This window comes from Streptomyces sp. NPDC017979, assembly GCF_044328175.1.
GTDB lineage: Bacteria > Actinomycetota > Actinomycetes > Streptomycetales > Streptomycetaceae > Streptomyces.
In genome coordinates this window covers 68,429-94,334 of sequence record NZ_JBIRGU010000003.1, presented here as the reverse complement: position 1 = coordinate 94,334, position 25,906 = coordinate 68,429, and the positions used below count along the sequence as shown (strand labels likewise).

Below are 25,906 nucleotides of genomic sequence, written 5' to 3'. Positions count from 1 at the left end.
TGTAGCGCGCTACACCACGGATACGCCAGCCAGGCGGATCGTGCCGGACCCCCCGTCCGCCGTTGACTTGTCCTCGTCGCAGCAACACGAGAGGGCAGGGCACATGACATCGGTCTGGCATCCGACCGCGCACCACGGGAACACCGGGACGGCGGCCGCCATGCGGCTGGAGGCGGTGACCAAGACGTACGGCTCCGGGGAACGGGCCGTCACCGCGCTGAACGACGTCTCGCTCGCCCTGCCGCGCGGCAGCTTCACCGCCGTCATGGGCCCCTCCGGCTCCGGCAAGAGCACCTTCCTGCACTGCCTCGCCGGTCTCGACCGGCCCACCTCCGGCCGGGTGTACCTCGGCGACACGGAGCTGACGGGGCTGAAGGAGGCCGCGCTGACGGCGGTGCGCCGGGAGCGCATCGGCTACGTCTTCCAGGCGTACAACCTGATGGCGGCGCTCACCGTGCAGCAGAACGTGACGCTGGTGCCGCGGCTGGCGAACAAGCCGGTGGACCGCGGCTGGCTGCGGGAGGTCCTGGAGCGCGTCGGCATGGCCGGCCACGTCGACCGCAAGCCCGGCCAGCTCTCCGGCGGTCAGCAACAGCGGGTGGCGATCGCCCGGGCGCTGGTGACCCGGCCGGACGCGCTGCTCGCCGACGAGCCGACGGGCGCCCTGGACTCGCGCACCAGCCAGGAGGTGCTGCGGCTGTTCCGGCAGATCGTCGACGAGACGGGGCAGACGGTCCTGATGGTCACCCACGACCCGGTCGCCGCCTCCTACGCGGACTCGGTGGTCTTCCTCGCGGACGGCCGACCGGCCGGTGAGCTGCACCGGCCGTCGGCCGAGCAGGTCGCGGAGCGCATGACCCACCTCGGGAACTGGTGAGGCGCGCCGTGTTCGACATCGCGTGGAGCAGCATCAAGCACCGCACCGGCGGTTTCGTCGGTGCGTTCGTCGCCCTCTTCTTCGGCTCGGCCGTGGTCACGGCCTGCGGGATCCTGCTGGTGTCCGGACTGACGTCGGGCATGCCGCCCGAGCGGTACGCGGCGGCGTCCGTCATGGTCGGCGGCGAGCAGTCGAAGCACGTCAAGGAGGACTTCGACCCGGTGCACGCGGAGCGGGCGACCGTCCCGGCCGACCTGGTCGAGAAGGTCGCGGCGGTGCCGGGGGTGAAGTCCGCGGTCGGCGAGCGCACGTTCGCGCTGAGCGCCGCGGACGCCCGCGGCAACCCGGTGGGCCTGGCCGATCCGCTGTACGGGCACGGCTGGTCGTCGGCCGTCCTCGGGCCCGTGGAGCTGCGCACGGGCACCGCGCCGCGCACCGAGCGGGAGGTCGTCGTCGACGAGACGGTGGCGCGCGCGGCCGGGCTGAAGGTCGGCGACACGGCGCGCATCGCGGTGGGGACGACCCCGGCGGCGTACGAGGTCACCGGCATCGTCGCGGGACTGGACCGGCAGGCGTCGGTGTTCTTCACCGACGGGCGGGCGGAGGAACTGTCGCCGCGGGCCGACCGGCTGACCGCGATCGGGGTGTTCGCCGACGCTGGTACGGACGCCGGCGCGCTGGCGGACCGGGTCGCGAAGGCGGCCCCCGGCACGGACGTCTACACCGGGGACCGCATCGGTGACCTGGAGTTCTTGGACGTGGGGCAGTCCCGCGGCTTCCTGGTCGGGCTGTCCGCCGCGTTCGGCGGCACCGCGCTCGGCGTCGTCATCTTCGTGATCGCGTCCACGCTGGGGCTCGGCGTGCAGCAGCGGCGCCGGGAGCTGGCGATGCTGCGGGCCGTCGCCGCGACGCCCCGCCAGGTGCACAAGATGATCGGCAGCGAGACGTGGCTGGTGTCGGTGGTGGGCGCGACGCTGGGCAGCGGTCTCGGCTTCGCCGTCGCCGGCTGGCTGCGCGGGGCGTACGCCGAGGCCGGCGCGCTGCCGGCGGACTTCGCGCTGTCGTACAACCCGCTGCCGGCGGTGGCGTCCGTGGTGCTGTGCGTGCTCGGCGCCCGGCTCGCGGGGTACGTCGCGGCGCGCCGGGTGGCCCGCATCAAGCCGGTGGAGGCGCTGGGCGAGTCCTTGGTGGAGGCGCCGGAGCTGGGCCGGGGCCGCTGGATCTCCGGGCTGGTGCTGATCGGGCTCGGTCTGGTGGTGGCGATCGTGGTCCCGGTGCTGGTGCCCGGCGAGTTGGCGATCGCCGGTGCGGCGAGCGCCCTGATGGTGCTGATGATCGGCAGCGGTCTGATCGGCCCGGTGCTGGTGCGGGCGGCGGCGCGGCTGATGGGTCCGCTGCTGGCCAGGTCGCGGGTGAGCGGCTACCTGGCCGCCGCCAACAGCACCGCGAACACCCGTCGGTTGAGCGGCGCGGTCGTGCCGCTGGCGCTGGGCGCGGCGATGGCGCTGCTCCAGGTGTCCATCCTGACCACCACCCAGGCGGAGGCGAAGGAGCAGGTCACGGACGGTGTGGTGGCGGACTGGGTGCTCACTCCGGCGGGGCCGGGCCTGTCGCCGGAGTTGGTGGACGAGGTGCGCGCGATCCCCGGCGTCGCCGCCGCGACCCCGGTGGCGCGCTCCCAGGTGATGCTGGACTACCAGGAGATCGACCAGGTGGTGACCAAGCAGTTCGGCGCGCAGGGGCTCGACCCGGCGGACCTGGACCGCACCCTCGACCTCGACGTGCGGGAGGGCGGACTCGCGCGGCTGACCGGTGACACGATCGCGCTGAGCCGGATCGCCGCCGGCACCACCGGTCTCGACGTCGGCGACACCGCGGACGTGCACCTCGGCGACGGCACGCCCAAGAAGCTCCGGGTGGTGGCGGTGTACGGGAAGGGGCTCGGCTTCGGCGACGTGACCCTCCCCCACGACCTGCTGACGCGGCACACCACGGACGGTCTGGACGCGGCGCTGCTGGTGGCCGCGGACGGGGAGCGCTCCGCCGTGTCCGACGCGCTCGACGAACTCGCGGCCGGCACCCCGACGCTCCGGGTGGAGCAGCCCGACGACTTCGCGGCGGCGCAGGAGGACGCGCAGAACGAGCAGTCGATGACGAATCTGATCGCCAACGCGGTGCTGCTGCTGTACGTGCTGATCGCGGTCGTCAACACGCTGGTGATGGCGACGACGGCCCGGAGCCGGGAGTTCGCGATGCTCCGGCTGATCGGGACGACGGCCCGGCAGACGCGCCGGATGATGTTCATGGAGTCCTGGGTCGTGGTGGCCACGGCCCTCGCGGTGGGCGCGCTGATCGCGGTGCCGCCGATGGTGGGCGTCAGCCTCGCGTTGACGGAGCAGCCGCTGCCGTACGTGCCGCCGCTGGTGTGGGTGGCGATCGGCGGGTTCGTGGCGGTGCTGGGCTGGCTGTCGATCAGCCTGCCGACGCGTTCGGCGCTGCGGCGGGCGCCGGTGGAGGCGGCCGGCACCCGCGACTGAGGACGGACGCGCGAAAGCGCCGGGCCGCCCCCGCTGTGCGGGGGCGGCCCGGCGCTTTCGTGCGTCGCGCGTCAACTCTTGGTGGACGGCGAGTTCAGATACGTCAGGACCGCCAGCACCCGCCGGTGTCCGCTGTCGCTCTGCGGCGGCAGGCCGAGCTTCAGGAAGACGTTGCCGATGTGCTTGCTCACGGAGCGCTCGGTGACGCTGAGGGCGGTCGCGATGGTGGTGTTGTCCCGACCCTCGGCCATCAGGTGCAGCACCTCGCGCTCGCGCGGGGTGAGCAGGTCGACCGGGTCGTCGCGGCGGCGCGACATCAGCTCCGTGACGACCTCGGGGTCGAGGGCCATGCCGCCGGCCGCGACCCGTTCGAGGGCGTCGAGGAACTCGTCCACCCGACCGACCCTGTCCTTCAGCAGGTAGCCGACGCCGGCGACGTCGTCCCCGAGGAGTTCGGCGGCGTACGTCTCCTCCACGTACTGCGACAGCACGAGGACGGGCAGGCCGCGGACCTCCCGGCGGGCCTCCAGCGCGGCGCGCAGCCCCTCGTCGCGGAAGCCCGGCGGCATCCGCACGTCCAGGACGGCGACGTCCGGGCGGTGTTCGAGGAGTGCGGGCAGGACCTCCGGGCCGGTGGACGCGACCGCGACCACCTCGTGGCCCGCCGACGTCAGCAGCAGGACGAGGCCCTCCCGCAGGAGGGCGTTGTCCTCGGCGATCACCACACGCACGGCAGCTCCACTTCGATCACGGTCGGCCCCCCGGCGGGGCTGGCAACGTCCACGGTCCCGTCGAGCGCGGCGACCCGGCGGCGGATGCCGACCAGCCCGCTGCCGCCGCGTTCGTCGGCGCCGCCGCGGCCCTCGTCCCGCACCAGGACGGTCAGGCCGCGGGGCGTACGGGCGAGCCGCACGGTCGCACCTGGCGAACCGCTGTGCTTGGCGGCGTTGGTGAGGGCCTCGGCGACGACGAAGTACGCGGCGGCTTCGACGGCGGCGGGGGCGCGGGCGCCGGCCCGGCCGGCGTTCGACGCGTCCGCCGGCGTCTCCAGGCCCTCGTCCGTGACGGTCACGTCGAGGCCGCTGCCGGCCGCGAGGGCGCGGACCGCGCCGACCAGCCCGCGGTCGGTGAGGATCGGCGGATGGATGCCGCGGACCACGTGCCGCAACTCCGTCAGCGCCTCTTCGGCCTGGTCCTGCGCGTCGTCCAGCAGCCGGCGGGCCAGTTCGGGATCGCTGTCGTACGCGCGCCGGGCCATGCCGACCCGCATGGACAGCGCGACGAGGCGGGCCTGGGTGCCGTCGTGCAGGTCCCGCTCGATGCGGCGCAGTTCGGCGCCGTGCGCGGCGACGGCACCGGCGCGCGTCTCGGTCAGCTGCTCGACGCGGCGGGCGAGTTCGGCGGCGCGGCGCGCCTCGGGCGACGGCGCCAGGAAGGCGCGGGACCAGGAGGCGTCGAAGGCGTCGAGGCGTTCGATCAGCGGCAGCACGAACGGGCGGCGGCCCAGGGTGCCGCTCCAGAAGCCGTCGAGCATCAGGCCGAAGTACCAGAGCACGATCAGCACGAGGAACACCGCCCAGCCGAAGACGGCGTGGAGGGCGAGCCAGCTCAGGTCGCGGTAGGTGCCGGGGTCCTTGAGCGCGGTGCGCAGCCGGGCGGGGAGGGCGCCGGTCAGCGGCGGGTACGCCTCGTCGACGGGTTCGCCGGTCGCCTCGGCCACCATGCGCCGTTTGACGCCGGCGATGCGCCGCTGGAGGAGCACGGTCTCGGGCAGGGCGGCGGCACCGACCACCAGGGCCGTGGCGACGACGGTGAAGACGAGGACGGGGAGGTAGAGGAGCGTGGCGAAGGACAGGCCGACGGTCTTGCCCAGCCGGACCGTCGCCCGGAACGCCCGGCCCACCGTCTCTTCCACGCCGACCAGGTTAAACGACCCGTCGGGGGGCGGGGCGGGTGCGGGGACGGGGATGGTGCGGGGGCGGGCGGGACGGATGCGGGGGTGGTGGTGCGGGCTCCACCTTGGTTCGGGGTGCGGCCCCCCTGGCATCGGCGGCGGGCCCGCAGGCATCGTTGATCAGGCACCGCGCACACTGCATGCACCCGCTCGCACCGCGCACACCGTCCGCAGGAAGGCCCCTGATGAAGCCCGTGCTCTGGTTCCTGGTCTCCGCCGGGCTCGCCGTCAGCCTCGTGAACGACTTCGTCCTCGACGGCTGGGTGCGCACCGCGGTCGAGATCGGCGGTTCGGCGGTGGCGCTGGTCGCCGGCGTGACGCTGTATCTGACCCGTACGCGCAAGCCGTGACCGTACGAGCGGGGCCGAGAAGTCGGAAGGCTCCCTTCCCTGCACGGGGAACAGGGAAGGGAGCCCTCTAGGGCCCAGTGGGGGAAGCGTTGCCGCTAAAGGCCCTGCGTGTCGCCCACGGTCCTGGGGATGGAGTCCCGTGGGCGACGATCGGGGTGCGCGGACGTCCAGGGCCGTCCGGGGGGTCAAGGACCTCCGCGCACCGGCTCGGATGGCCGGCCTGACGGTCGACGGGTTCGTCGACCGGGACGTCGGCCGACCTAGTGCTGGTGGTCGCCGTCCGCCTTGCCGTCGCGGCGGGCGGCGGCCGATCTGGCTCGCTCGTCGGCCCGTTCCGCGGCGTGCGCCACCGGGTCCTGGGGCGCCGTCAGGAACTGGTGCAGCGACTTCAGGAACAGGAACAGGGTGTCCTCTCCGGGTGGGTCGGCGGCCGACCGGTAGTCCATCCGGTGGCCCATGCCCTGGCCGTGGCCGTCGGCCTCGCGCCGGTCGACCGCCGCGCGGTCCGGCACCCGCTCGTCGTGCTCCTGGCGCAGTGCGCACTGCTCGGAGGGACACTGCGGCGGGACCTCGTGGTCGCACAGGTGTAAGGCGTCGGCCAGGGCCGTCTTGAGGGGGCGTTTCATCGCCAGTTCCCTTCGCCGTACGCCTGCACGGCCCTGTCGTCCTCCGGCCCCCAGTGGTTGGGCGGGTCGCCCGGTCGACGGCGGTCGTGCGGGCCGGGGCCGTGCGCGCCTCGGGGCGGGCGGGCGTCGTCGTGCGCAGACCGCTGGTTCGGCTGCGGCGGCACGTACCGCTGGTGGTGCTGGTGCGGGTCGTGCTGCTGCGGCGGCTGGTGCGGCCCGTGGCTCTGGTGGGGGACGTGCCCCTGGGACGGCGGCTGCTGGGGGACGTGCCCGGTGCGTCCGTACTCCTGCTGGCTCTGCCGTTCGGGCTGCGTGCTGTGGGTCACGTACCCTTCCGCGTACCCCTGCCCCATGCCGTACTGCTGGGAGCTCGACTGGGCCGGGGGGACGTACGGCCGGTAGGTGTCCGGCTGGGGCGGGTGGCCGTGGTCCGCCGGCGGCTGGTCGAACTCGGCCGTGTCGCGGCGCGGCGCGTCGCCCGCGGCGGTCGCGTGCTGGCCTGCGGTCGTCGCACCGACTCCGACGAGGACGTGTTCGGAGTCCTTCTCGGTCTCCTCCGCGCCGGTGGTGGTCGGTTCGCCCTTCGGCTCGGCTGCGGGGCTCGGGAGCAGCAACTCCACTTCCTCGGCCCCGGCCTTGCGACGCTGGTCCGCCCACTCCTCCAACTGCGCCTTGCACGCCATGTCGAGGTGCAGGATGCCGCGTGCGTCGACGAGGATGCGGCTCTTGTCCTCGACGGATCCGAGGACGTCGATCAGCTTCGGCAGCCGCAGGAAGGTCGCGTTCCCCTTCATCTCCAGCCGGGCGAAGTCCCCGTCGGTGGTCTTGCGGATCGTCAGGTGCGACATGCGCAGCGCGGTCAGCACGACCGCGACGGCGAGGCCGAAGAGGACGCCTTCGAGGAGGTTGGTCCCCACGATCACCGCGGTGGTGGCGAACATGACGAACCCCTCGCCGCGGTCCTTCTTCCACATCTTCACGAAGGACGGCGGGTTGAAGAGCTTCCAGCCCGCGTGCAGGAGCACGCCCGCGAGGACGGTGATGGGGATCAGTCCGAGCAGACCGGGCAGCAGCAGGCCGAAGCCGAGGAGCCAGACGCCGTGCAGGATGCGGGAGATCTTCGTCCTGGCCCCGGCGTTGACGTTCGCCGCGCTGCGCACGATGACCGCGGTCAGCGGCATGGCGCCGAGCGCACCGGAGACGGTGTTGCCGACGCCCTGGGCGAACAGCTCCTTGTTGTACTGCGTCCGCGGCCCGGTGTGCATCCGGTCCACGGCCGCCGCGCTGAACAGGCTCTCCGCGGAGGCGATGACGGTGAAGGTGACCACCATCATCAGCACCTTGGGGTCGCCGAGCCCGGAGATGTCGCTGACGCCGGGGATGTTGACCGCGTCCAGCATGTTGCCGAAGGCGACCTTCTTGACGTCGAAGCCGGGCAGCGCGGCGATGACGCAGCCGAGCATCACGGCCACCAGCGGCGCCGGAACCTTGTTCAGCGGCTTGGGCACCTTGTACCAGAGGAAGCAGATGACGACGGCCATGGCGCCGATGAGGAGCGCACCGCTCTTCGCGGCGTCTCCGATGACGTCCTTCGCCAGGTCGGGCAGGTGCATGAAGTTCTTGGGCGCCGTGCCGTGCTGCTTGGAGTCCACCAGGGCGTATATCTGACCGAGGATCAGGGGTACGCCGATGCCGGCGAGCATTCCCTGGACCACCGACAGCGAGATGGACTGGAAGACCCGGCCCATCTTCAGCGTGGCGAGGATCATCTGGAGGATGCCGCTGGCGAGCACGACCGGGCCGAGCAGGCCCAGACCGTGCTCGGTGACGAACTCCAGGCAGAGCACGGCGAGTCCGGCCGCGGGTCCACTGACCTGGAGGCTGCTGCCGGGGAGGAACCCGACGATGAGTCCGCCGATGATGCCCGTGATGATGCCGAGGGCGACGGGGACGCCCGAGGCAGCCGCGACGCCGATGCACAGGGGCAGGGCGACGAGGAAGACGACGATCGAGGCCATGAAGTCGGCGCCGAAGGAACCGGGTGCCGAAGGGGATTTCAAGGTGCTCGCCGGGGGCCGGCCACTACTCCTCCGCGCGTGTCGCCCCAAAGCGGAGCGCGTGCGTTCAGTAGACACAGTGTTCCTTTCGCCGCATCCGGAGCCGGGGGCGGGAGCGTTGCTCCCGGAGGGGCCGCTTCCGGCGGTCGGATGCGAGTGGGGGGTGTGAGATCCGGGTGGGGCTCGCCCGGGCGTCAGTTGCGGTGGAACACTCCGTGGATCTCGTCGAGCTCCAGCACTTCGGCCGTGTCGACGCGGTAGTACCAGCCGTGCAGGTTCAGCCGACCGGAGTCCAGCGCCAGGCGGACGCTGGGGTAGTCGCGCAGGGTCTCCAGCTGGGCGACGACGTGGCGCTGGACGAATTTGGCGAGCGTCCCGTCGTCTGGTGGCGTGCCGAGCATCGGGGCCAGCGCCGGGCGGGCGTGGGACACCCACTGGGACACGCAGGGCAGTTGGGTCAGGTCCTGGTCGTTGGCGAGGGCGCCGACCGCGCCGCAGTGGGAGTGCCCGCAGACCACGATGTCGCGGACCTTGAGCACCTCCACGGCGTACTCGATCGTGGCGGCCTCGGCGGACTCGCGCTCCGGCACGTAAGGGGGGATGATGTTGCCGGCGTTGCGCAACTCGAAGACCTCGCCCGGGACTGCGCCCGTGATCAAGGCCGGGATCACCCGGGAGTCCGAGCAGCTGATGAACAGGGTGCCGGGCGTCTGGCCGGCGGCAAACTTGCGGAAGGTCTCGCTCTCGGGGGCCACACGGTGGCGGAAGTTCCGTGCATTGGTGAGCAGTCGCTTCATGTCACGCTCCTCGCAGAGCCCAGCCGCTCGTCCGGGGCGGGCACGGCATGTGGGGGCACACGCTCGCCGGGGCAGCTGGGACGGCTGAGACATCCGGGGGTGGATGTCTTGGCCGTGAAGCATGCGCCCACGTCATGAGTCATCCGTGAGATCAGGGTGAGAGAGTTCTCACCAGCGGGATGAGAGTTTGACAACGATGTCAGGAAGATGGTCGGGCCCCTTGGAGGGGTAGCCGACCCTTGCCGCGGCGCAGGGGCGTTCCGGCGGCGGACGGGGTGGTTCCGGAGTGTCGGCACGAGCGCCGGAAGGGGCCTGAACCGGGTCCGGCGGCGGGGGCTGGGCCCGCACTGGATCCGGCCAACCGGCACGTGCAGATGGTCCGTCGAGCGTGGGTACGACGAGCGCGGCGGGAGCGCGGCGGCTGACGCCCGGGGGGCGTCGGAATCCGGCTGGTTCCGACCTGGTGCTGCCGTGGATGGTGCGGGTTGTCGCGGTGCTGACCGCTCAGTGCCTACTACTGCTCTGTCACTACTGCTGCTCAGTGACTGCTGTTCTGTCACTACTGCTGCTCAGCGACTGCTGTTCTGTCACTACTGCTGCTCTGTCACTACTACTCAGTGACTGCTGCTCAGTTGCTGTGCTCATGGCTGCCGGTCGTGGCCGGTGACGGCCGAACGTGTCGACCGGTGGACGGACCGGGCGTACGGCCACGGCTCAGGCCCGCAGCCGGTACCCGACCCCGCGGATGGTCTCCACCCGGTCGGGCCCCAGCTTGCGCCGCAGGTAACGCACGTACACGTCCACGATGTTCGACCCCGGGTCGTAGTCGAAGCCCCAGACCCGGCTGAGCAGTTGCTCCCGCGTCAGCACCTGGTCCGGGTTGCGCAGGAAGACCTCCGCCAACGCGAACTCGCGCGCCGACAGTTCGGCCACCCGCCCCTCCACGTGCACCCGCCGGGTGCGCAGGTCCAGCACCAGGTCGCCGACGCGCAGCACGGACGCCTCGGGGCCGCCCTCGCCGCGCAGCCGCAGCCGCACCCGCGCCAACAGCTCCTCGAAGGCGAAGGGCTTGGAGATGTAGTCGTCCGCCCCGCCCTCCAGCCCGGCGACCACGTCCGAGACGCTGTCGCGCGCGGTGAGGATGACGACGGGGAGCGTCACCCGCAGCTCGCGCAGCTTGCGCAGCACGGTGAGTCCGTCGACCGCGGGCAGCCCGAGGTCGAGGATCATCAGGTCGCAGTCGCCGGCCCGCGCGTGTTCGTAGGCGGAGAGCCCGTCACTGACGACTGCCGTCACGAACCCGTTGCTCCGCAGGCCCTTTTCGACGAAGGAGGCGATTCCGGCCTCGTCCTCCGCTATCAGAATCCGTTGCATGGTGTCCTCTCTGCCAAGGGAAGTACGCCGGTAGGTCAAGTACGAATCGGGCCCCGCCCGTCTCCGCGTCCTCCACCCATGCGGTGCCGCCGTGCGCCTGGGCGATCTCGCGCACGATGGCCAGCCCCAGGCCGATTCCGGTGCCGGCCTGGGCTGGTGAGGTGACGCGGCCGGCCTGGACGAACCGACCGAAGATCCGCTCCCGGTCCACGGGGCCCACCCCGGGTCCGGTGTCGCGCACCCAGAGCAGGATCCGGCCCTCGCGCACTGCCGACCCCATCTCGATGAGGTCGCCGTCGAGCGTGTGCCGGACGGCGTTCGCCGCCAGTTGGATCAGGCCCTGGGTCAGCCGCTGCCCGTCGACGAGGACGGTCGCCTCGGAGACCGCCGCGACCCGCCAGTGGCGGTCGCCCAGCGCCCGCGCCTTGGCGACGACGTCCACGATCAGATCGGTCAGGTTGGTCTCCCCGACCGTCAGGAAGTCCGGGCGCTCGGCCTTGGCCAGGAGCAGCAGGTCGTCGACGATGCGACTCATCCGGTCGAGTTCGTCGACCACCAGGGCCCGGGTGACGTCCCACTCCATGGCCCAGTCGCCGGCGCCGTTCTCCATCAGCTCCAGGTGTCCGCGCACGACGGTGATGGGGGTGCGCAGTTCGTGGCCCACCTCGTCGAGGAACCTGCGCTGGGTGGTGAAGGCCCGCTCCAACCGGTCGAGCATGTTGTTGAAGGTGTGCGCGAGCGCGGCGACGTCGTCGTCCCCGCGCACGTCGAGACGCTGGGTGAGGTCCGACTCGCCGATCCTGGCCGCCGTCTGGCGCACCAGCCTGATGGGGGCCAGGATCCGGCCGGCCACCAGCCAACTCGCGAGGCCGGCGCAGACCAGCGCGCCGAAGCCGGTGACGAGGAGCATCTTGGCGACTTCCCGCTCCTCGTCGAGTTGGCGGTCGCGGAACTCCAGGACGACCAGCCGTACGTCGCGGGTGTCACCGGCGACCTTCACCGGGACGATGCCGTAGCGCACCTTGCCCACGGGCGAGTCGATCCAGCCGACGGCGGTCTTGGTGTTGCTCTTCACCGACGACAGTTGTCTGATCACCGCGGGATCGGTGTCCAGCCGTATGGGCGGCTCGGAGGCGCTGCGCAGATGGGCCTGGCCGTCGACGATGCTGAAGAACGTCTCGTCGCGGTTGGGGATGTTCTCGCGCAGGAACTCGCCCAACAGGGAGGCGCCGTCGGTGTAGGGCTTGCCGTCGGGTTGCACCCTGGTCTGGGCGAAGGTGCGCAGCCGGGTCGCCTCCCACTTCAACCGGGCGTCGACCTTCTCGTCGAGTTGGGCCTGCCAGACGACCGTGACGCCGACGATGGGCGCGGCGAGGGCTGCTCCCACCAGGAGCAGCATCCAGCCGACGATGCGGGAACGCGCACTGGCCGTACGCCGTCGCACGGTCAGTCCTCGCCTTCGTCATCGTCGTCGTCGCTGCGGGCGAAGCGCCGCTGGCTCCAGAAACCGCCGTTGGTGCCGTCGGGTGTGTCGTCACCGTCGTCACCGCCGGCGCCCTCGTCGTCGTCATCACCGCCCGGGAAGGGGCCGCCGTGACCGTTGTCGTCGCTTCGGGGCGGTGCGATCGGGGACACCGGCTTGCCGCCCGGGGGTCTGGTCGAGGCCGGGGGCGGCTGTCTCTTGGTCGGTGCGTGGGAGGACGGCGGGCGGGTGTTCTGCCCGGTCGAGGACTCGCGTCCGCCCGAGTTCCTGCCGCGTGAGGTCGCCGACGGCAGGGGGGCGGGGATTTCGGGTTCGTCCGTGTAGGTGTTCTGCACGATCACCACGGGGCCGAGGTCTAATGGATCGGACTCACCGATCCACACGCGTCCCGCCACCATGCCGGCGCCTGCGAACGCCGCCACCGCCGTGATCACCAGATTGGCCTTCCGCAGTCTCATGCGGAGAGTCTGCGTCCTAGATCGAACAGGTGAGTGAAAGAGGAGAGCATTCTCATTTCCTGCGCTGGGCTCGGCTTTCGCCGGAGGGGAAGGATCTGTTCCGGGGGTGCGGCCGGTGGTCGTGCCGAGCGGTGTGGTATGGGGGCCACCGTCGACGGGGCGGGCCGCGGCTGCTCCCCGACGGCTTCGCCGCCGTTTCCCGAAGGGGAGTGCGTGCGCGAGGACGGACCGGAAGGACAAGCTCCCTCACCTTCTTCCTGGGACCAGTGGGACTGAGGTGGTCGACGGGAAGTACGGCTCGACGCCCCCGAAGTTTCAAGAGAAGGCAAAGTGCGGGCTTTTGCCCGCCATCACCGCAGCTCACGATCACCCCCCGCGGCTGCGCAGGCATTAAGGGTTACGGGTTACGGGTTACGGGTTACGGGTTACGGGTTACGGGTTACGGGATGGTGCCGGGTGTCGCGGGCGCCGGGCACGGGCCACCGAGGCAGCGAGGGACCGGGTGCGCCGAGGGGCCCGGTGCGCCGGACGGGCACGGCGGGCCGTACGCCGTTGTCCCGGCGGGAGGCCACCGGTAGGAAGGGGCCATGACCGTACTCGGCGCCGTGTTTCGCCCCCAGCTCCCTCCGGAACGCCTCCGGCCCCTCGCCCAGGCCGCCGACGCGGCCGGGCTCGACGAACTGTGGCTCTGGGAAGACTGCTTCCTGGAGAGCGGCATCGCGACCGCCTCCGCCGCCCTGGCCTGGACCGAACGCCTACGCGTGGGCATCGGGCTGCTCCCCGTCCCGCTGCGCAACGTCGCGCTGACCGCCATGGAAGTCGCCACTCTGGACCGCCTCTTCCCCGGGCGGCTGGTCCTCGGCGTCGGCCACGGCCTCCAGTCGTGGATGGGCCAGGTCGGCGCACGTGTGGACTCCCCGCTCACCCTGCTCCACGAATACCTGGACGCCCTGCGCGCCCTCCTTCGCGGCGAACGGGTCACCACCCGCGGCCGATACGTCTCACTCGACGACGTCGCCCTCGACTGGCCGCCCACCAGCGCCCCGCCCGTGTACGCCGGCGCGCTCGGCCCCCGCACGGTGCAGCTGACGGGCGAGGCGGCCGACGGCACCGTGCTCGACGCCAGCGTCTCCCCCGACGGGCTGCGCCGGGCCCGGGCGCTGATCGCGGAGGGCCGCGCAGCGGCGGACCGCCCGAGCACCGAACACCACCCGGTGGTGATCTACCTCCACGCGGCCACCGGCCCCGGCGCGGCCGACCGACTCCGGGCCGAACTGGACCGCTGGGGCGTCGACCCCACCGGCCTCGGAGTCGCCGGTGACGCCGAGGCCGTAGCCGAGGCGGTCCAACGCCTCGCGGACGCCGGCGCGGACACGGTCGTCCTCCAGCCGACGGCCGACGAACCCGACCCCGAGGGCTTCCTGCGGTTCACCGCCGAGGAGGTGCGCCCGTTGGTCCCGCGCTGACCGCCGCCTCCCCCACCACGGGGGCTGTCGCTGCGGGCCGGGGCATCCGCCCGGCCCGCAGGGCCGCGGGCCGCGCTGACGGCGAGCCGCTGCCCGCGCCGCTCCGCCGGGTCACCACCCCCGTGTCCCACCCCCGCGCCGAACGGCTCACAACACCCGTCGTCGCACCAACAGCGCCAGCACCGCGACGCCCGGCAGCAACGGCAGCCACACCGTCAGGAAGCGGAACCCGATGACGGTGGCCGTCGCCACCACCAGCGGCGCACCGACCATCACAAGCGCGAAGGCCAACGCCGGCTCCACGGAGCCGATCCCACCGGGCGTGGGCACCAAACCGGCCGCAATGCTCGCGGTGAGGTAGGCGATCACCAGGTGCGGCCAGGGCACCCCGAGACCGACGGCCGCCGCCACACATATCAACACCCCGGACTGGAGCAGTGGGAAAGCCAGCGCCCCGCCCCACAGCGCCGCAGTCCGCGCGGGCATCCGATGCAGCGTACGGGCGTCCAGCAGCGCCGTCCGCAGGAACCGCACCACTCCCTTCCGTAGCCTTCGCGCCACCAGCAACAGCACGGTGACCGCCGCGGCCACCAACGCCAACACCAACGCCCCCACCAACACAGCCTGTCCGGGCGGCACCAACGTCGGCAACTCCAATGCCTCGGGGAACACCAGCACCAACGACAACAGCAGTCCTGCCCTGGCGACCCCCTTCACCAAGCTGTAGAGCCCGAGCGCCGCGGTGGAGCGGTCCAGCGGCACCCCGCAGCCCCGCAGGAAGCGCAGGGTCACCAGATGCGCCCCGATCCCTGCGGGCAACAGCTGATTCGCCGAGCCGGCCGCGAACTGGGTGGCCACCAGCCGTCCCGCGGGCAGTCGTTCGACGACCGTGCCCTGCCGCACGAAGGCCGACGCCACCGACCACAGCCCCGTCACGATGCCGCCCAGAACGAGCCAACCGGAGTGCGCGTCCTTGAGAAGCCCGACGCCCGAGGAGACGACCGACCAGTTCTCCACGGCCCAGTACGCCAGCAGCGCGAACGGCACCACGCACATCAACTGCCGCAGCGGCAGCCGCCGCAGCCCTGACGAGGCCATTCGGCCCTTCGGCGCGGTTACGCCGGCGGCCTCGGCTGCGGCCCCGGACACGGGCTCGGACTCCGACAGGGGCTCGGAGATCACCAACCTCCCCACCGTCCTTCCACTCCCGGCGCGTCCCTAACGTCCGCGCGGACTCATGAACCACAACGGACGTCGCACCGTTTCGGTTCGCAGAAGCTGTCCCCTGCACACAACAACTTCATGTCGGGGTGCCCGCACTCATACTCAGGCATCTTCATGAACGCCTACTCATGGGGCGAGTAGTCACACGGATGCCCGGCCGCCCACCGCACCGCCAAGCTGTCTCCATGACCAGGACCAAGGGCCTCAAGAAGGCGCAGTGGGCTGCGATGCGGCTGCTGCTGGGCACGGTGGGGCGGCTCAGCGAAGGCGTCCGCATCGGCTACCGACACGGCTTCGACAGCGGATCGATGCTCGACCACGTCTACGTCAACAAGGCGCAGGGCAGTCTCGGCATCGGTCGTGTCATCGACCGTTGCTATCTCAACGCCGTTGGCTGGCGGGCCATCCGCGCCCGCCGTGAACTCCTCAAGGACGTGCTTCGCAAGGAGATCGCCGAGCGGGGCGGCCGGGCCACCGTCCTGGACGTCGCCTCGGGGCCCGGCCGCTACCTCCAGGACCTCGTGGCGGAGCACCCCGCGGGCGCCCTACGGGTCGAGTGCCGGGACCTCGACCGCGCCGGGCTCTCCCAGGGCGAACGCCAGGCCGCCCAGCGCGGACTGGTCGGCATCACCTTCGCCCACGGCGACGCCCTCGCCCCGCAGCCGCCCGCCGACGGCGCACCGGACGTGATCGTCGTCTCCGGTCTCTACGAACTGCTCCTGGAAGACGATGCGATCGCGGCCTCCGTCGAGCGGCTGCGCGGTCTGCTCGCGCCGGGCGGCGTCCTGGTCTTCACCACCCAGACCCGGCATCCCCAATTGGAGTTCATCGCGAACGTGCTCCCCAACCGCGAGGGCGTGCCCTGGGTGATGAAGTGCCGCCCGGTCGAGCAGGCCGAGCGCTGGGCCCGCGACGCCGGTTTCGCCGAGGTCGCCAGCCGCCGGGAGTCGGTGGGGCTCTTCACCGTCACCACGGCGCGCGGCTGAGTCAGCCTTCCTGCCAGCTCACGCTCCCGACTCCGGTGCCTCCGCCGCACTTCGCGGAGGACCAGCCGGACTGTCCGGGCCTGAGCGTGATCCACGCGCCGTAGGCATCGGGCCACCAGCCGCATACGACGACCGCCCGGAAGGCCACCACCTGGTTACTGGGATTGTGGCAGTCGGCCCGCCCCGTCCACCCGTCGGTGCTGGTGCGACAACTGAGCAGGGCGGGCACTGGCGCGGCTTCCGCTGCTTGGGCGGACGGGCCCATTGCCAACAGCGGCACGGCGGCGGCTGCGGACAGGGCGATGGCGGTGATGCGTCGAAACATGGTGAATCCCCCTTCACTCGGTGACTTCGACTTCACTTGCTGTAACAAGCGTGTCCCGCCGGAGTCGTCAACCAACGCGAGTGGCAAGGACTCGCCACACTCCGATCAGGCTCTTGTCACGTTGCGCGGCCGTGTGCATACATGGAGTTGCCCACGGTTTCGAGGGGACGACCGTGTGGCCGGCAAGGAATGGCGGGGGATGATGTGCCATGTCGGTGGCGGTGGTTCCGAGTTCCGTGCTCGGACGGAAGGTGTTGTCGGGGCCTGTCCGGCGGGAGTCGTCCGGGCTGTCGAGGCAGCAGGTGCAGCAGATACAGCAGGCGCGGGGCGTCACCCGCATTCTCGGTGTCACCCGAGTGCGGACGACCCTCGCGGGCCTGGTGCATTCGGCCCGCCGGGAGTTGCTGAGCTTCGACGACCCGGTGCGTCAGGACGGCGAGGGCGCGCCCGAGCCGTTCCTCAGACTTGCCGGACAGGGCGACACGACTGGGTGCCGGTCCGCGTCCCGGCCCGCCCTGGTGCGACGGATCGCCCCTCGACACGTGCTGTCGCAGCTCCGTGAGGCGGGCCGCTGCCCCGTCGAGACCCGGGTGACGGACTCGATCCCGTTCTCGATAATCGTCGCCGACCGCGCGGTCGCCGCGGTCCCGCTCGATCTCGACCTGCATGACAACGGCGTTCTGCTGATCCGCGATCCGGTCCTCGTCCAGGCCCTGGTCCGTACGCACCAGGCGTGGTGGGAGGCGGGCGACGACCCTTCCCGGCAGCCGCGCCCCCCGGGTGCGCCCGCCCATCTGCGGCCCGTGCTTGAGGCAATACTCGCCGGCCTCACGGACGACGCGGCCGCGGCCCGGCTCAACATGTCCGGACGGACCTACAGCCGTCGGGTGGGCGAGCTGATGAACGTCCTCGGCACGTCGAGCCGCTTCCGGGCGGGAGTGGAAGCGGCTCGACGCGGCTGGGTCTAACCCTCTGTTCCGGATGGGGACCCACGGAGTGTCCTCACGGTCCCGCCTGCCTGGCGGGCCCTGAGGAAGGCGCCCCCTACGACACGACGTCCTTACGGGCGAAGGTGCGGAAGGCGAGGGCGAAGAGCACCAGGGCGTAGGAGATCGACACCGCGGCGCCCTTGGCCATGCCGCTCCACTCCAGCTGTGGTTGGAGCGCGTCTATCCAGGCGAACTGCCAGTGCGCAGGCAGCACCTCGCGCCACGCCCCGAGGGCGGTGACCGCGTCCAGGACGTTGCCGACGATCGTCAGTCCGACCGCGCCGCCGACCGCTCCCAGCGGGGCGTCGGTCTTGGTGGAGAGCCAGAAGGCGAGCCCCGCGGTGACCAGTTGGGAGACGAAGATGAAGAGGAGGACGATCCCGATCCTCGGCAGCGTCTCGGCAGTGGCGAGGGAGCCGCCGGTGGGCAGCTTCAGCGGCCCCCAACCGTAGGCGAAGGTGCCCGCGACCAGGGCGACCAGCGGCAGCAGCACCATCGCGGCGGCGCTGAAGCCGAGCGCCACGACCAGCTTCGACCACAGCAGCCGTGCCCGGGGGACGGGTGCGGCCAGGAGATAGCGGAGGGAGGACCAGTTGGCCTCGGAAGCGACGGTGTCCCCGTGGAACAGCGCGACCGGCACCACCAGCAGGAAGCCCGCGGAGACGAAGAGGCACGTCGCGGCGAAGTTCGCGGCCGATGCGGTGGCGGTGTCCATGAGGGTGATCCGGTCGTTCCCCTCGCCACCGGGGGTACCGATGGCGAAGGCGACGATGAGGACCAACGGCAGCGCACCGAGGACGGCGGCCATCACCATCGTCCGACGGCGCTTGAGCTGCCGTACGGCCTCGACGCGCACCGGCAGGGTGCGTCGTGCCCGGTAGCCGGGCGCCGACACGGGGTGCTGGGCCAGCCCGCTCATGCGGAACCTCCGATCAGGGTGAGGAAGGCGTCCTCCAGACGACGGTGGGGACCGACTCCGGTGAGCGGCACGTCCAGCCGGACGAGTTCACCGATCAGCGCGGTGGAGGTGACGCCGTCGAGGCGGACCAGCAGCCCCTCGTCGACGCGCACCGCGGAGCGGACCCCGGGCAGGGCGTCGATCTTCTCCACCAGCGGGTCGGACACCTCGCCCGCGGTGGTGACGAGCAGGGTGTCGCTCTCGCCGGTGATCTCCGCGACCGGACCCGCCTGCACCAGCCGGCCGCGGTCCATGACCACGAGGTGCGTGCAGGACTGTTCGACCTCGGAAAGGAGGTGACTGGAGACGATCACCGTGCGGCCACCGGCCGCGTACTGGATCATCACGTCCCGCATCTCGCGGATCTGCGGCGGGTCGAGTCCGTTCGTCGGCTCGTCGAGGATCAACAGGTCCGGCAGGCCCAGCATGGCCTGGGCGATGGCCAGTCGCTGGCGCATGCCCTGGGAGTAGGTGCGCACGGCACGGGCGAGCGCTTCGCCGAGGCCGGCGATCTCCAGCGCCTCGTCGATGTGGGCGTCCTCGGCGGGCCGTCCGGTCGCGCGCCAGTACAGCTCCAGGTTCTCCCGCCCCGACAGGTGCGGAAGGAAACCGGCGCCCTCGACGAATGCGCCGACGCGGGAGAGGACGGGCGCGCCGGGTCGGATGGCGTGACCGAAGACCCGGATCTCGCCCTCGTCGGGCCGGATGAGGCCCATCAGCATCCGCAGGGTGGTGGTCTTGCCGGCGCCGTTGGGGCCGAGCAGTCCGAGTACCTGGCCCTTCTCCACGCGGAAGGACAGCTCCCGCACGGCGTAGCGGTCGCTGGACTTGGCGTACCGCTTGGTGAGGCCGGTGATCTCCAGCGGGACGTCGGCGAGTTCGAGGTCGGGCGCCGGGGCGATGGCCCGTCGGCGGGCGGTCAGCAGCAAGGCGGCGGCGATCAGCGCGGCGGCGCTCGGCAGGGCCCAGGTCCACCAGGGCAGCCCGGCGGCCTGGGTCTGCACGGCCGGGGCCGTGGGGACGCTCAGCACCGCGGAGTTCGCGGCCGCGTTCGTCGCCTTCGCGCCGTCGCCTGTACCGGCTCCGGTTCCGGCGCTGCCGGCGAGGGCGACGGTGTAGGTGGCGGGGGCCGTCGGGGAGGCGTAGCCGAGGTCGGTGGCGGAGAGCACCAGCCGCAGCCGGTGGCCGGCGTCGACCTGGTGGTCCACGGCGGGCAGGGTCAGCTCGACCTCCTTGCCCTTGGTGGCGTCCTCGACCAGGACGGGGGCGACGAGTTGGGAGGGCAGGACCTGGGTGCGGCCGTCGGGCCCGACGTCGTACACCTTCGCGAAGAGGACGGCCTGGCCCGTCGAGGAGGTGACCTTGACGCGGACGGTCGGTGCGCCGGTGATCTGGAGCGTCCGGGTCAGCGGTGCGGAGTCGAAGCGGGCGTGTTGGCCGGGGAAGTCGAGGGAGAAGCCGACGCCGACGGAGGAGAGCTGGCCGAGCCCGCCACTGAGGCCGGGGACGGCCGAGAGCGCCGGCGGACTGGCGCCGGCCGGGTTGGCGAAGGTCTGCGGCGGGCCGGAGAGCGCGATGGGCTCGGGGCCGTTGCGCAGGCCGGGGTAGCGGGCGGCGGTCGCGCCGCGCAGCAGCGCCTGGCCGTCGGTGGAGTCGATTCCTCCGGTGCGGCTGACCCGGAAGGCCGGGCCCGTTCCGGCGCTCTCGTCGCGCTTGAGATGGCGGTCGAACCAGTCGGTGACGCGCTTTTCGACGCGGTCGCCCTCGCTGTCGCCGCCGTCGTGACCGCCGGCGATCCAGTCGACGGCGACGGGGGCGCCGTTGGCCCTGATCCGTTCGGCCATGGCGTCGGCGTGGCCGAGGGGGAAGAGGGAGTCCGACTGCCCCTGCACGATCAGGGTGGGCACCTTGATGCGGTCGCCGACGGCGGACGGGCTGCGGGCCGCCAGCAGTTCACGGGCGGCGGCGTCGGGCTTGCCGCTGGTGGCGACCCGTTCGTACAGGGCGCAGATCTCGGGTTGGAACCGCCCGCAGGCGCCGCGCCCGCCCGGTTCGGCGGCCGTGCCGGGGGCGGTGGTGCCGGAGCCCGCGCCCGGGGGCCGAGCGGGTTCGGTCGCCGGCGGGGTCGAGGGAGAGGCCCCGTCGGGCGCTTCGAAGGACCCGGTGGAGAAGAAGATGCCGGCCCACAGCTTCTTGAAGACGCCGTCGGGGAAGAGCGCGTCGGCGAGGTTCCAGTAGGTGATCGCCGGGGCGATGGCGTCGACGCGCTGGTCGTGGCCGGCGGCGAGCAGTGCGCTCGCCCCGCCGTACGAGGCACCGGCGACGCCCACGCGCGGGTCTCCGTCCGCGTCCAGCAGGACTTCGGGGCGGTCGGCGAGCCAGTCGACGAGCCGGGAGACGTCCTTGATCTCGTGGGCCGGGTCGTTGAGCCCGATCTTCCCGGTGGACTTGCCGAAGCCGCGGGCGGACCAGGTCAGTACGGCGTAGCCGTCCCGGGCCAGTTGTTCGGCCTGGGCGCGAACGTCGTCCTTGCTGCCGCCGAAGCCGTGGCCGAGGAGGACGGCCGGACGGCGCGCGTCCCGGTCCCCCGCGGTGAAGTAGGAGGTGTCGATCTGCGCGCCCGGCATCTGTTGGGTCCGGTCCTCGCGGTGCACGACCGGGTCCGAGTCGTCGGCGACCGCGGTCCAGGTGCCGGCGCCGGCGAGGGCGACGAGCGCCGCGGCGCCCGCGAGCCATCGCCCGCGCCGACCGGGCCGGGGAAGTCGGGTCTTCATGGGGAAACCCTAAGCGGAACCTCCGAGGTCCCCGCGCTGTCCGTGGTGGGAGCCGGGCGGCCTCCCTGGGAAGTACGCGGACCGGCCGGGTACACCAGCGGTGGTACGCGGGCGCTCCACCCGGCTGCCTCGTCGTGCGCGCCCCGGAGGCCGTGTGCCGGATGCCGACCGCGGTCAGTGGTTGCGCGGGAAGCCCAGGTCGACGCCTGCGTGCGGCTCCGAGGGGTCCGGCCAACGGGTGGTGACGACCTTGCCGCGGGTGTAGAAGTGCACGCCGTCGTTGCCGTAGATGTGGTGGTCGCCGAAGAGCGAGTCCTTCCAACCACCGAACGAGTGGTACCCGACGGGCACCGGAATCGGCACGTTCACGCCGACCATGCCCGCCTCGACCTCCAGTTGGAAGCGGCGGGCCGCGCCGCCGTCCCGGGTGAAGATCGCGGTGCCGTTGCCGTACGGGGACGCGTTGATCAGCGCCAGGCCCTCTTCGTACGTCGCCGCGCGCAGCACGCACAGCACCGGGCCGAAGATCTCGTCGCGGTAGGCGTCGGAGTCGGTGGAGACCCGGTCGAGCAGGGACAGCCCGATCCAGTGCCCCTCCTCGTGCCCCTCGACGGTGTACCCGGTGCCGTCGAGGACGACCTCGGCACCCTGCGCCGCGGCGCCCGTGACGTAGGAGGCGACCTTGTCCCGGTGCGCCTTGGTGATCAGCGGGCCCATCTCCGACGCCGGGTCGTCGCCCGGCCCGATCTTGATCTTCTCGGCGCGCTCGCGGATCTTCTCGACGAGTTCGTCGGCGACGGAGTCGAGGGCCACCACCGCGGAGATCGCCATGCAGCGCTCGCCCGCGGAGCCGTACGCCGCCGAGACCGCCGCGTCCGCCGCCGCGTCCAGGTCCGCGTCGGGCAGCACCAGCATGTGGTTCTTCGCACCGCCGAGCGCCTGGACGCGCTTGCCGTTCGCCGAGGCAGTGGTGTGGATGTAGCGGGCGATAGGGGTCGAGCCGACGAAGGAGACCGCGGCCACGTCCGGGTGCGCCAGCAGGGCGTCGACGGCGACCTTGTCCCCGTGCACCACGTTCAGCACGCCGTCCGGAAGCCCCGCCTCCGCGGCCAGCTCCGCGAGCAGGTTCGCCGCCGAAGGGTCCTTCTCACTCGGCTTGAGGACGAAGGTGTTGCCGCAGGCGATGGCCAACGGGAACATCCACATCGGCACCATCGCCGGGAAGTTGAACGGGGTGATGCCCGCGACGACCCCGAGCGGCTGGCGGATCGAGGCGACGTCGACCCGGTTGGATACCTGCGTCGACAGCTCGCCCTTGAGCTGGCCGGGGATTCCACAGGCCAGCTCGACGATCTCCAGTCCGCGCGCCACCTCGCCGAGCGCGTCGGAGTGCACCTTGCCGTGCTCGGCGGTGATCAGCGCGGCGATCTCGTCGCGCCGGGCGTCCAGCAGCGCGCGGTAGCGGAAGAGGACCGCGGTGCGCTGGGCGAGCGAGGAGGTTCCCCAGGTCGCGTACGCCTCCTTGGCCGCGGCGACGGCGGCCCCGACCTCGTCAGCGGAGGCCAGCGCGACCCGTGTGGTGACGGCGCCGGTCGCGGGGTCGGTGACCTCGCCCCAGGTGCCGGACGCGCCCTCGACGGCCTTGCCACCGATCCAGTGGTTGACGGTCTTCGTCATGACGAAAGGCTCCTTCACGAGAGTCGGCACACGGGCCGGGCGGGTCGCGTACGGGCGGACCGGAGGGACGGACGGCAGCCGACGGATCCGACGCGTCGACGGGTCAACGGACTCGACGGGTCACAGATGCCGGCGCCGGGCCGCGACCTGCCGCTCGTACTCCTCCCGGGCCTTGATCGCGGACGGGCGGTCCGCCGTCTGGGCCACGGGAACATCCCACCACGCCTGCGCCGGGGGCGCGCCCGACACAGTGTCTGCCGTTTCGGTCTCCACGTAGACACCTGTGGGCACGTCCGACCAGCGCGCTTCGGCCAGCGCTTCGCGCAGGTCGTGGACGGTGCGGGCGCGGATCACCCGCAGCCCGAGCGAGGCCGCGTTCGCCGCGAGGTCGACCGGGAGCGGTGCGCCGGTGTACGTCCCGTCCGCGGCCCGCAGTCGGTACGCCGTGCCGAAGCGCTCCGCGCCGACGGCCTCCGACAGCCCGCCGATCGACGCGTATCCGTGGTTCTGCAGGATCACCACCTTGATCGGGATGTTCTCCTGGACGGCGGTGACGATCTCGGTGGGGTTCATCAGGTACGTGCCGTCCCCGACCAGCGCCCACACGGGCCGCCCCGGAGCCGCCATCGCCACGCCGATGGCGGCGGGGATCTCGTACCCCATGCAGGAGTAGCCGTACTCGACGTGGTACTGGTCGCTGCCGCGCGTCCGCCACAGCTTGTGCAGGTCACCGGGGAGGGACCCGGCCGCGTTGATCAGGATGTCGTCCTCGGTGACCAGCGCGTCCAGGGCGCCGAGCACCTGGGCCTGGGTGGGGCGCAGATCCTCTTCGCCGGGCCGGGCCGGTTCGTACGCCGCGTCCACCAGGCGCTCCCAGCGCTCCTTGCCCTCACCGTACTCCCGTGCGTACGCCTTAGGGACGCGGAAGTCGGGGTGCCGGGCGGCGACGTCCCCGGTCAGCTCGGCGAGCGCGGCGCGGGCGTCCGCGACGACCGAGAGCCCGGCCATCTTGTGGGCGTCGAAGGAGGTGACGTTGAGGTTCAGGAAGCGGACTGCGGGGTTCTGGAAGAGGGTGGACGACGCGGTGGTGAAGTCCGACCAGCGCGTGCCGACGCCGATGACCAGGTCCGCGGTGCGCGCCAGGTCGTTGGCGGCGGCGGTGCCGGTGTGGCCGATCGCGCCCACGTCGCAGGGGTGGTCGTACGGCAGGGAGCCCTTGCCGGCCTGGGTGGACGCGACGGGGACGCCGGTCGCGTCGACGAACGCCGCCAGCGCCTCCTCGGCCTCGCTGTGGTGGACGCCGCCGCCGGCGACGAGCAGCGGGCGCCGGGCCGCGGTCACCGCGTGCACCGCGGATTCGAGGTCGCGGCGGTCCGGCCGGGAGCGGGCCACCCGCCAGACTCGGTCGGCGAAGAAGTCCTCGGGCCAGTCGTACGCCTCGGCCTGGACGTCCTGCGGCAGCGCCAGGGTGACGGCGCCCGTCTCGGCCGGGTCGGCGAGTACGCGCATGGCCTGGAGCGCGGCCGGAACGAGCGCTTCCGGGCGGGTGACGCGGTCGAAGTAGCGGGAGACGGGGCGCAGGGCGTCGTTGACGGAAACGTCGCCCGCGTGCGGCGTCTCCAACTGCTGGAGCACGGGGTCGGCGGGCCGGGTCGCGAAGGCGTCGCCGGGGAGCAGCAGCACCGGCAGGCGGTTGATCGTCGCCAGCGCGGCGCCCGTGACCAGGTTCGTCGCGCCGGGGCCGATGGAGGTGGTGACGGCGTGCGCGGAGAGGCGGCGGGACTGGCGGGCGTAGCCGACGGCGGCGTGCACCATGGCCTGTTCGTTGCGCCCTTGGTAGTACGGCATGGGGGCGCCGGGTCCTGTGCCGGACTCCACGAGCGCCTGGCCGATGCCGGCGACGTTGCCGTGGCCGAAGATGCCCCAGGTGGCCGCGATCAGTCGCTGGCGGCGGCCGTCGCGCTCGGTGTGCTGGCGGGCGAGGAAGGCGACGAGCGCTTGGGCGACGGTGAGCCGACGGGTGGTCATCGTGATCCTTCCGGGGTCCGGGGCTGGTCCGTGGGGGCTGAGGTGGGGGCGGCCCGGGTCGCGGGCTCGGCTCCGTACAACGGCAGCCGGGGGTCGACCTGTTGCTGCGGCCAGGTCTCCCGGATCCAGCCGTGGTCGGGGTGGTCGCAGATCAGCCACTCCCGCTCGGGGCCGGGCCCGGCCATCACGTTCAGGTAGTACATGTCGCGGCCGGGCGCGGCGATGGACGGGCCGTGCCAGCCGTCGGGGATCAGCACGACGTCACCGGTGCGGACCTCGGCCAGGACGTCCGTACCGCCGGGGCGGGACGGCGACACCCGGTGGTAGCCGAGTCCGTCACCGGCGATCTCGAAGTAGTAGACCTCCTCCAACTCCGATTCGGCGCCGGGCCGGTGCTCGTCGTGCTTGTGCGGCGGGTACGACGACCAGTTGCCGCCGGGGGTCAGCACCTCCACCGCGATCAGCCGGTCGCAGTCGAACGTGTCGGCGGCGGCGAAGTTGTTCACCTGGCGCGAGCACGTGCCGGAGCCGCGCAGTTCGACCGGTACCTCCGGCGCGGGGCCGTAGCGAGCGGGGAGTCGGCGCTCGCACTTCGCTCCTGCCAGCGCGAAGCGGCCTCCCGCACCGGAGGCGATCTGTGTGTGGGCATCGCGGGGGACGTAGGCGAAGTCGGAGACCCCGCTGAAGACGCTTTCCCTGCCCAGCAATTCGAAGAACTCGCCGTCGACCTCGACGGTGCATCCGCCCTGGAGCGGAAGGACGATCCACTCGCTGTCGCCGGTGGCGAAGCGGTGCACCGCCCCGGGGGCGAGCTCCAGCACGCGGACTGCGGCGTACCCCCAGCCGGCGTGCTCGGGGTCGATCCGCAGGGCGTACGGACCGTCGGCGGCGCTGCCCGCCGGCACGTACGACCGTCGGGCCGGTGCGTCGTCCTGCGTGCCCATCGTTCTCCCCTACTTTCCCTCA

Annotated in this window: 21 protein-coding genes; 6 read left to right on the top strand and 15 right to left on the bottom strand. The window is 72.2% G+C overall.

All coding sequences use genetic code 11. The annotated features are described in order from the left end of the window. The first annotated feature begins 103 nt into the window (after positions 1 to 103). The gene (locus ACH4E8_RS10025; RefSeq protein WP_398446255.1) at positions 104 to 877 is read left to right on the top strand and encodes an ABC transporter ATP-binding protein; all 774 of its coding nucleotides are present in this window, start codon (positions 104 to 106) and stop codon (positions 875 to 877) included. 8 nt (positions 878 to 885) lie between these two features. Further along, complete coding sequence (locus ACH4E8_RS10020; RefSeq protein ID WP_398446253.1) at positions 886 to 3,414, top strand: ABC transporter permease; 2,529 nt, start codon at positions 886 to 888, stop codon at positions 3,412 to 3,414. Between the two features lie 71 nt (positions 3,415 to 3,485). Here ACH4E8_RS10020 and ACH4E8_RS10015 read toward each other — a convergent pair whose 3' ends face one another. Beyond that, positions 3,486 to 4,145 (bottom strand): LuxR C-terminal-related transcriptional regulator, encoded by a 660-nt coding sequence (locus ACH4E8_RS10015; protein WP_398446251.1) that lies wholly within the window; start codon positions 4,143 to 4,145, stop codon positions 3,486 to 3,488. Continuing rightward, a complete protein-coding gene (locus tag ACH4E8_RS10010) occupies positions 4,133 to 5,329 on the bottom strand; it encodes a sensor histidine kinase (protein ID WP_398446249.1) in 1,197 nt (398 codons plus the stop codon). Before ACH4E8_RS10010 ends, ACH4E8_RS10015 begins: the two co-directional genes overlap by 13 nt. 224 nt (positions 5,330 to 5,553) lie before the next feature. On the opposite strand from ACH4E8_RS10010, the gene ACH4E8_RS10005 reads away from it, so the two are divergent. Next, complete coding sequence (locus tag ACH4E8_RS10005) at positions 5,554 to 5,718, top strand: hypothetical protein (RefSeq protein ID WP_398446247.1); 165 nt, start codon at positions 5,554 to 5,556, stop codon at positions 5,716 to 5,718. A gap of 260 nt (positions 5,719 to 5,978) precedes the next feature. On the opposite strand, the gene ACH4E8_RS10000 is transcribed toward ACH4E8_RS10005, so the two are convergent. From ACH4E8_RS10000 to ACH4E8_RS09975, 6 genes are all read right to left on the bottom strand, one after another. Continuing rightward, a complete protein-coding gene (locus ACH4E8_RS10000) occupies positions 5,979 to 6,344 on the bottom strand; it encodes a hypothetical protein (protein ID WP_398446245.1) in 366 nt (121 codons plus the stop codon). After that, positions 6,341 to 8,404 (bottom strand): SulP family inorganic anion transporter, encoded by a 2,064-nt coding sequence (locus ACH4E8_RS09995; protein WP_398446243.1) that lies wholly within the window; start codon positions 8,402 to 8,404, stop codon positions 6,341 to 6,343. Before ACH4E8_RS09995 ends, ACH4E8_RS10000 begins: the two co-directional genes overlap by 4 nt. A gap of 191 nt (positions 8,405 to 8,595) precedes the next feature. Continuing rightward, positions 8,596 to 9,198 carry a carbonic anhydrase gene (locus ACH4E8_RS09990; protein WP_398446241.1) on the bottom strand — a complete coding sequence of 201 codons (603 nt, stop codon included), beginning with the start codon at positions 9,196 to 9,198 and terminating at the stop codon, positions 8,596 to 8,598. 714 nt (positions 9,199 to 9,912) lie between these two features. Continuing rightward, entirely contained in the window at positions 9,913 to 10,572 is a 660-nt protein-coding gene (locus tag ACH4E8_RS09985) for a response regulator transcription factor (protein WP_361534497.1), read from the bottom strand. Further along, complete coding sequence (locus ACH4E8_RS09980; protein ID WP_398447264.1) at positions 10,475 to 11,971, bottom strand: sensor histidine kinase; 1,497 nt, start codon at positions 11,969 to 11,971, stop codon at positions 10,475 to 10,477. The genes ACH4E8_RS09985 and ACH4E8_RS09980 overlap by 98 nt, the downstream gene beginning before the upstream one ends. 47 nt (positions 11,972 to 12,018) lie before the next feature. Further along, positions 12,019 to 12,513 (bottom strand): hypothetical protein, encoded by a 495-nt coding sequence (locus ACH4E8_RS09975; protein ID WP_398446239.1) that lies wholly within the window; start codon positions 12,511 to 12,513, stop codon positions 12,019 to 12,021. A 587-nt stretch (positions 12,514 to 13,100) separates the two neighbouring features. Between ACH4E8_RS09975 and ACH4E8_RS09970 the strand changes: the two genes are divergently transcribed. Beyond that, positions 13,101 to 13,979, top strand: a complete 879-nt coding sequence (locus ACH4E8_RS09970) for an LLM class flavin-dependent oxidoreductase (RefSeq protein WP_398446237.1) — start codon at positions 13,101 to 13,103, stop codon at positions 13,977 to 13,979. A 147-nt stretch (positions 13,980 to 14,126) separates the two neighbouring features. On the opposite strand, the gene ACH4E8_RS09965 is transcribed toward ACH4E8_RS09970, so the two are convergent. After that, entirely contained in the window at positions 14,127 to 15,161 is a 1,035-nt protein-coding gene (locus tag ACH4E8_RS09965; protein ID WP_398446235.1) for a YbhN family protein, read from the bottom strand. Between the two features lie 227 nt (positions 15,162 to 15,388). On the opposite strand from ACH4E8_RS09965, the gene ACH4E8_RS09960 reads away from it, so the two are divergent. Then, positions 15,389 to 16,189: a class I SAM-dependent methyltransferase family protein gene (locus tag ACH4E8_RS09960; RefSeq protein ID WP_398446233.1), complete on the top strand. Its 801-nt coding sequence runs from the start codon at positions 15,389 to 15,391 to the stop codon at positions 16,187 to 16,189. 1 nt (position 16,190) lies between these two features. Here ACH4E8_RS09960 and ACH4E8_RS09955 read toward each other — a convergent pair whose 3' ends face one another. After that, positions 16,191 to 16,514 carry a hypothetical protein gene (locus ACH4E8_RS09955; protein ID WP_398446231.1) on the bottom strand — a complete coding sequence of 108 codons (324 nt, stop codon included), beginning with the start codon at positions 16,512 to 16,514 and terminating at the stop codon, positions 16,191 to 16,193. Positions 16,515 to 16,816: 302 nt separating this feature from the next. Between ACH4E8_RS09955 and ACH4E8_RS09950 the strand changes: the two genes are divergently transcribed. Beyond that, entirely contained in the window at positions 16,817 to 17,482 is a 666-nt protein-coding gene (locus tag ACH4E8_RS09950) for a DNA-binding response regulator (protein WP_398446229.1), read from the top strand. Positions 17,483 to 17,558: 76 nt separating this feature from the next. On the opposite strand, the gene ACH4E8_RS09945 is transcribed toward ACH4E8_RS09950, so the two are convergent. From ACH4E8_RS09945 to iolB, 5 genes are all read right to left on the bottom strand, one after another. Beyond that, positions 17,559 to 18,422 (bottom strand): ABC transporter permease, encoded by an 864-nt coding sequence (locus tag ACH4E8_RS09945; RefSeq protein WP_398446227.1) that lies wholly within the window; start codon positions 18,420 to 18,422, stop codon positions 17,559 to 17,561. Continuing rightward, positions 18,419 to 21,235, bottom strand: coding sequence for an alpha/beta fold hydrolase (locus ACH4E8_RS09940; protein ID WP_398446225.1), 2,817 nt, complete (start codon positions 21,233 to 21,235; stop codon positions 18,419 to 18,421). The genes ACH4E8_RS09945 and ACH4E8_RS09940 overlap by 4 nt, the downstream gene beginning before the upstream one ends. A 174-nt stretch (positions 21,236 to 21,409) precedes the next feature. Next, on the bottom strand, positions 21,410 to 22,912 hold the full coding sequence (mmsA, locus tag ACH4E8_RS09935; protein ID WP_398446223.1) for a CoA-acylating methylmalonate-semialdehyde dehydrogenase: 1,503 nt from the start codon (positions 22,910 to 22,912) through the stop codon (positions 21,410 to 21,412). A gap of 120 nt (positions 22,913 to 23,032) precedes the next feature. Further along, the gene (gene iolD / locus ACH4E8_RS09930; RefSeq protein ID WP_398446221.1) at positions 23,033 to 24,940 is read right to left on the bottom strand and encodes a 3D-(3,5/4)-trihydroxycyclohexane-1,2-dione acylhydrolase (decyclizing); all 1,908 of its coding nucleotides are present in this window, start codon (positions 24,938 to 24,940) and stop codon (positions 23,033 to 23,035) included. After that, positions 24,937 to 25,884: a 5-deoxy-glucuronate isomerase gene (gene iolB, locus ACH4E8_RS09925; protein ID WP_398446219.1), complete on the bottom strand. Its 948-nt coding sequence runs from the start codon at positions 25,882 to 25,884 to the stop codon at positions 24,937 to 24,939. Before iolB ends, iolD begins: the two co-directional genes overlap by 4 nt. Between the last annotated feature and the right edge of the window lie 22 nt (positions 25,885 to 25,906).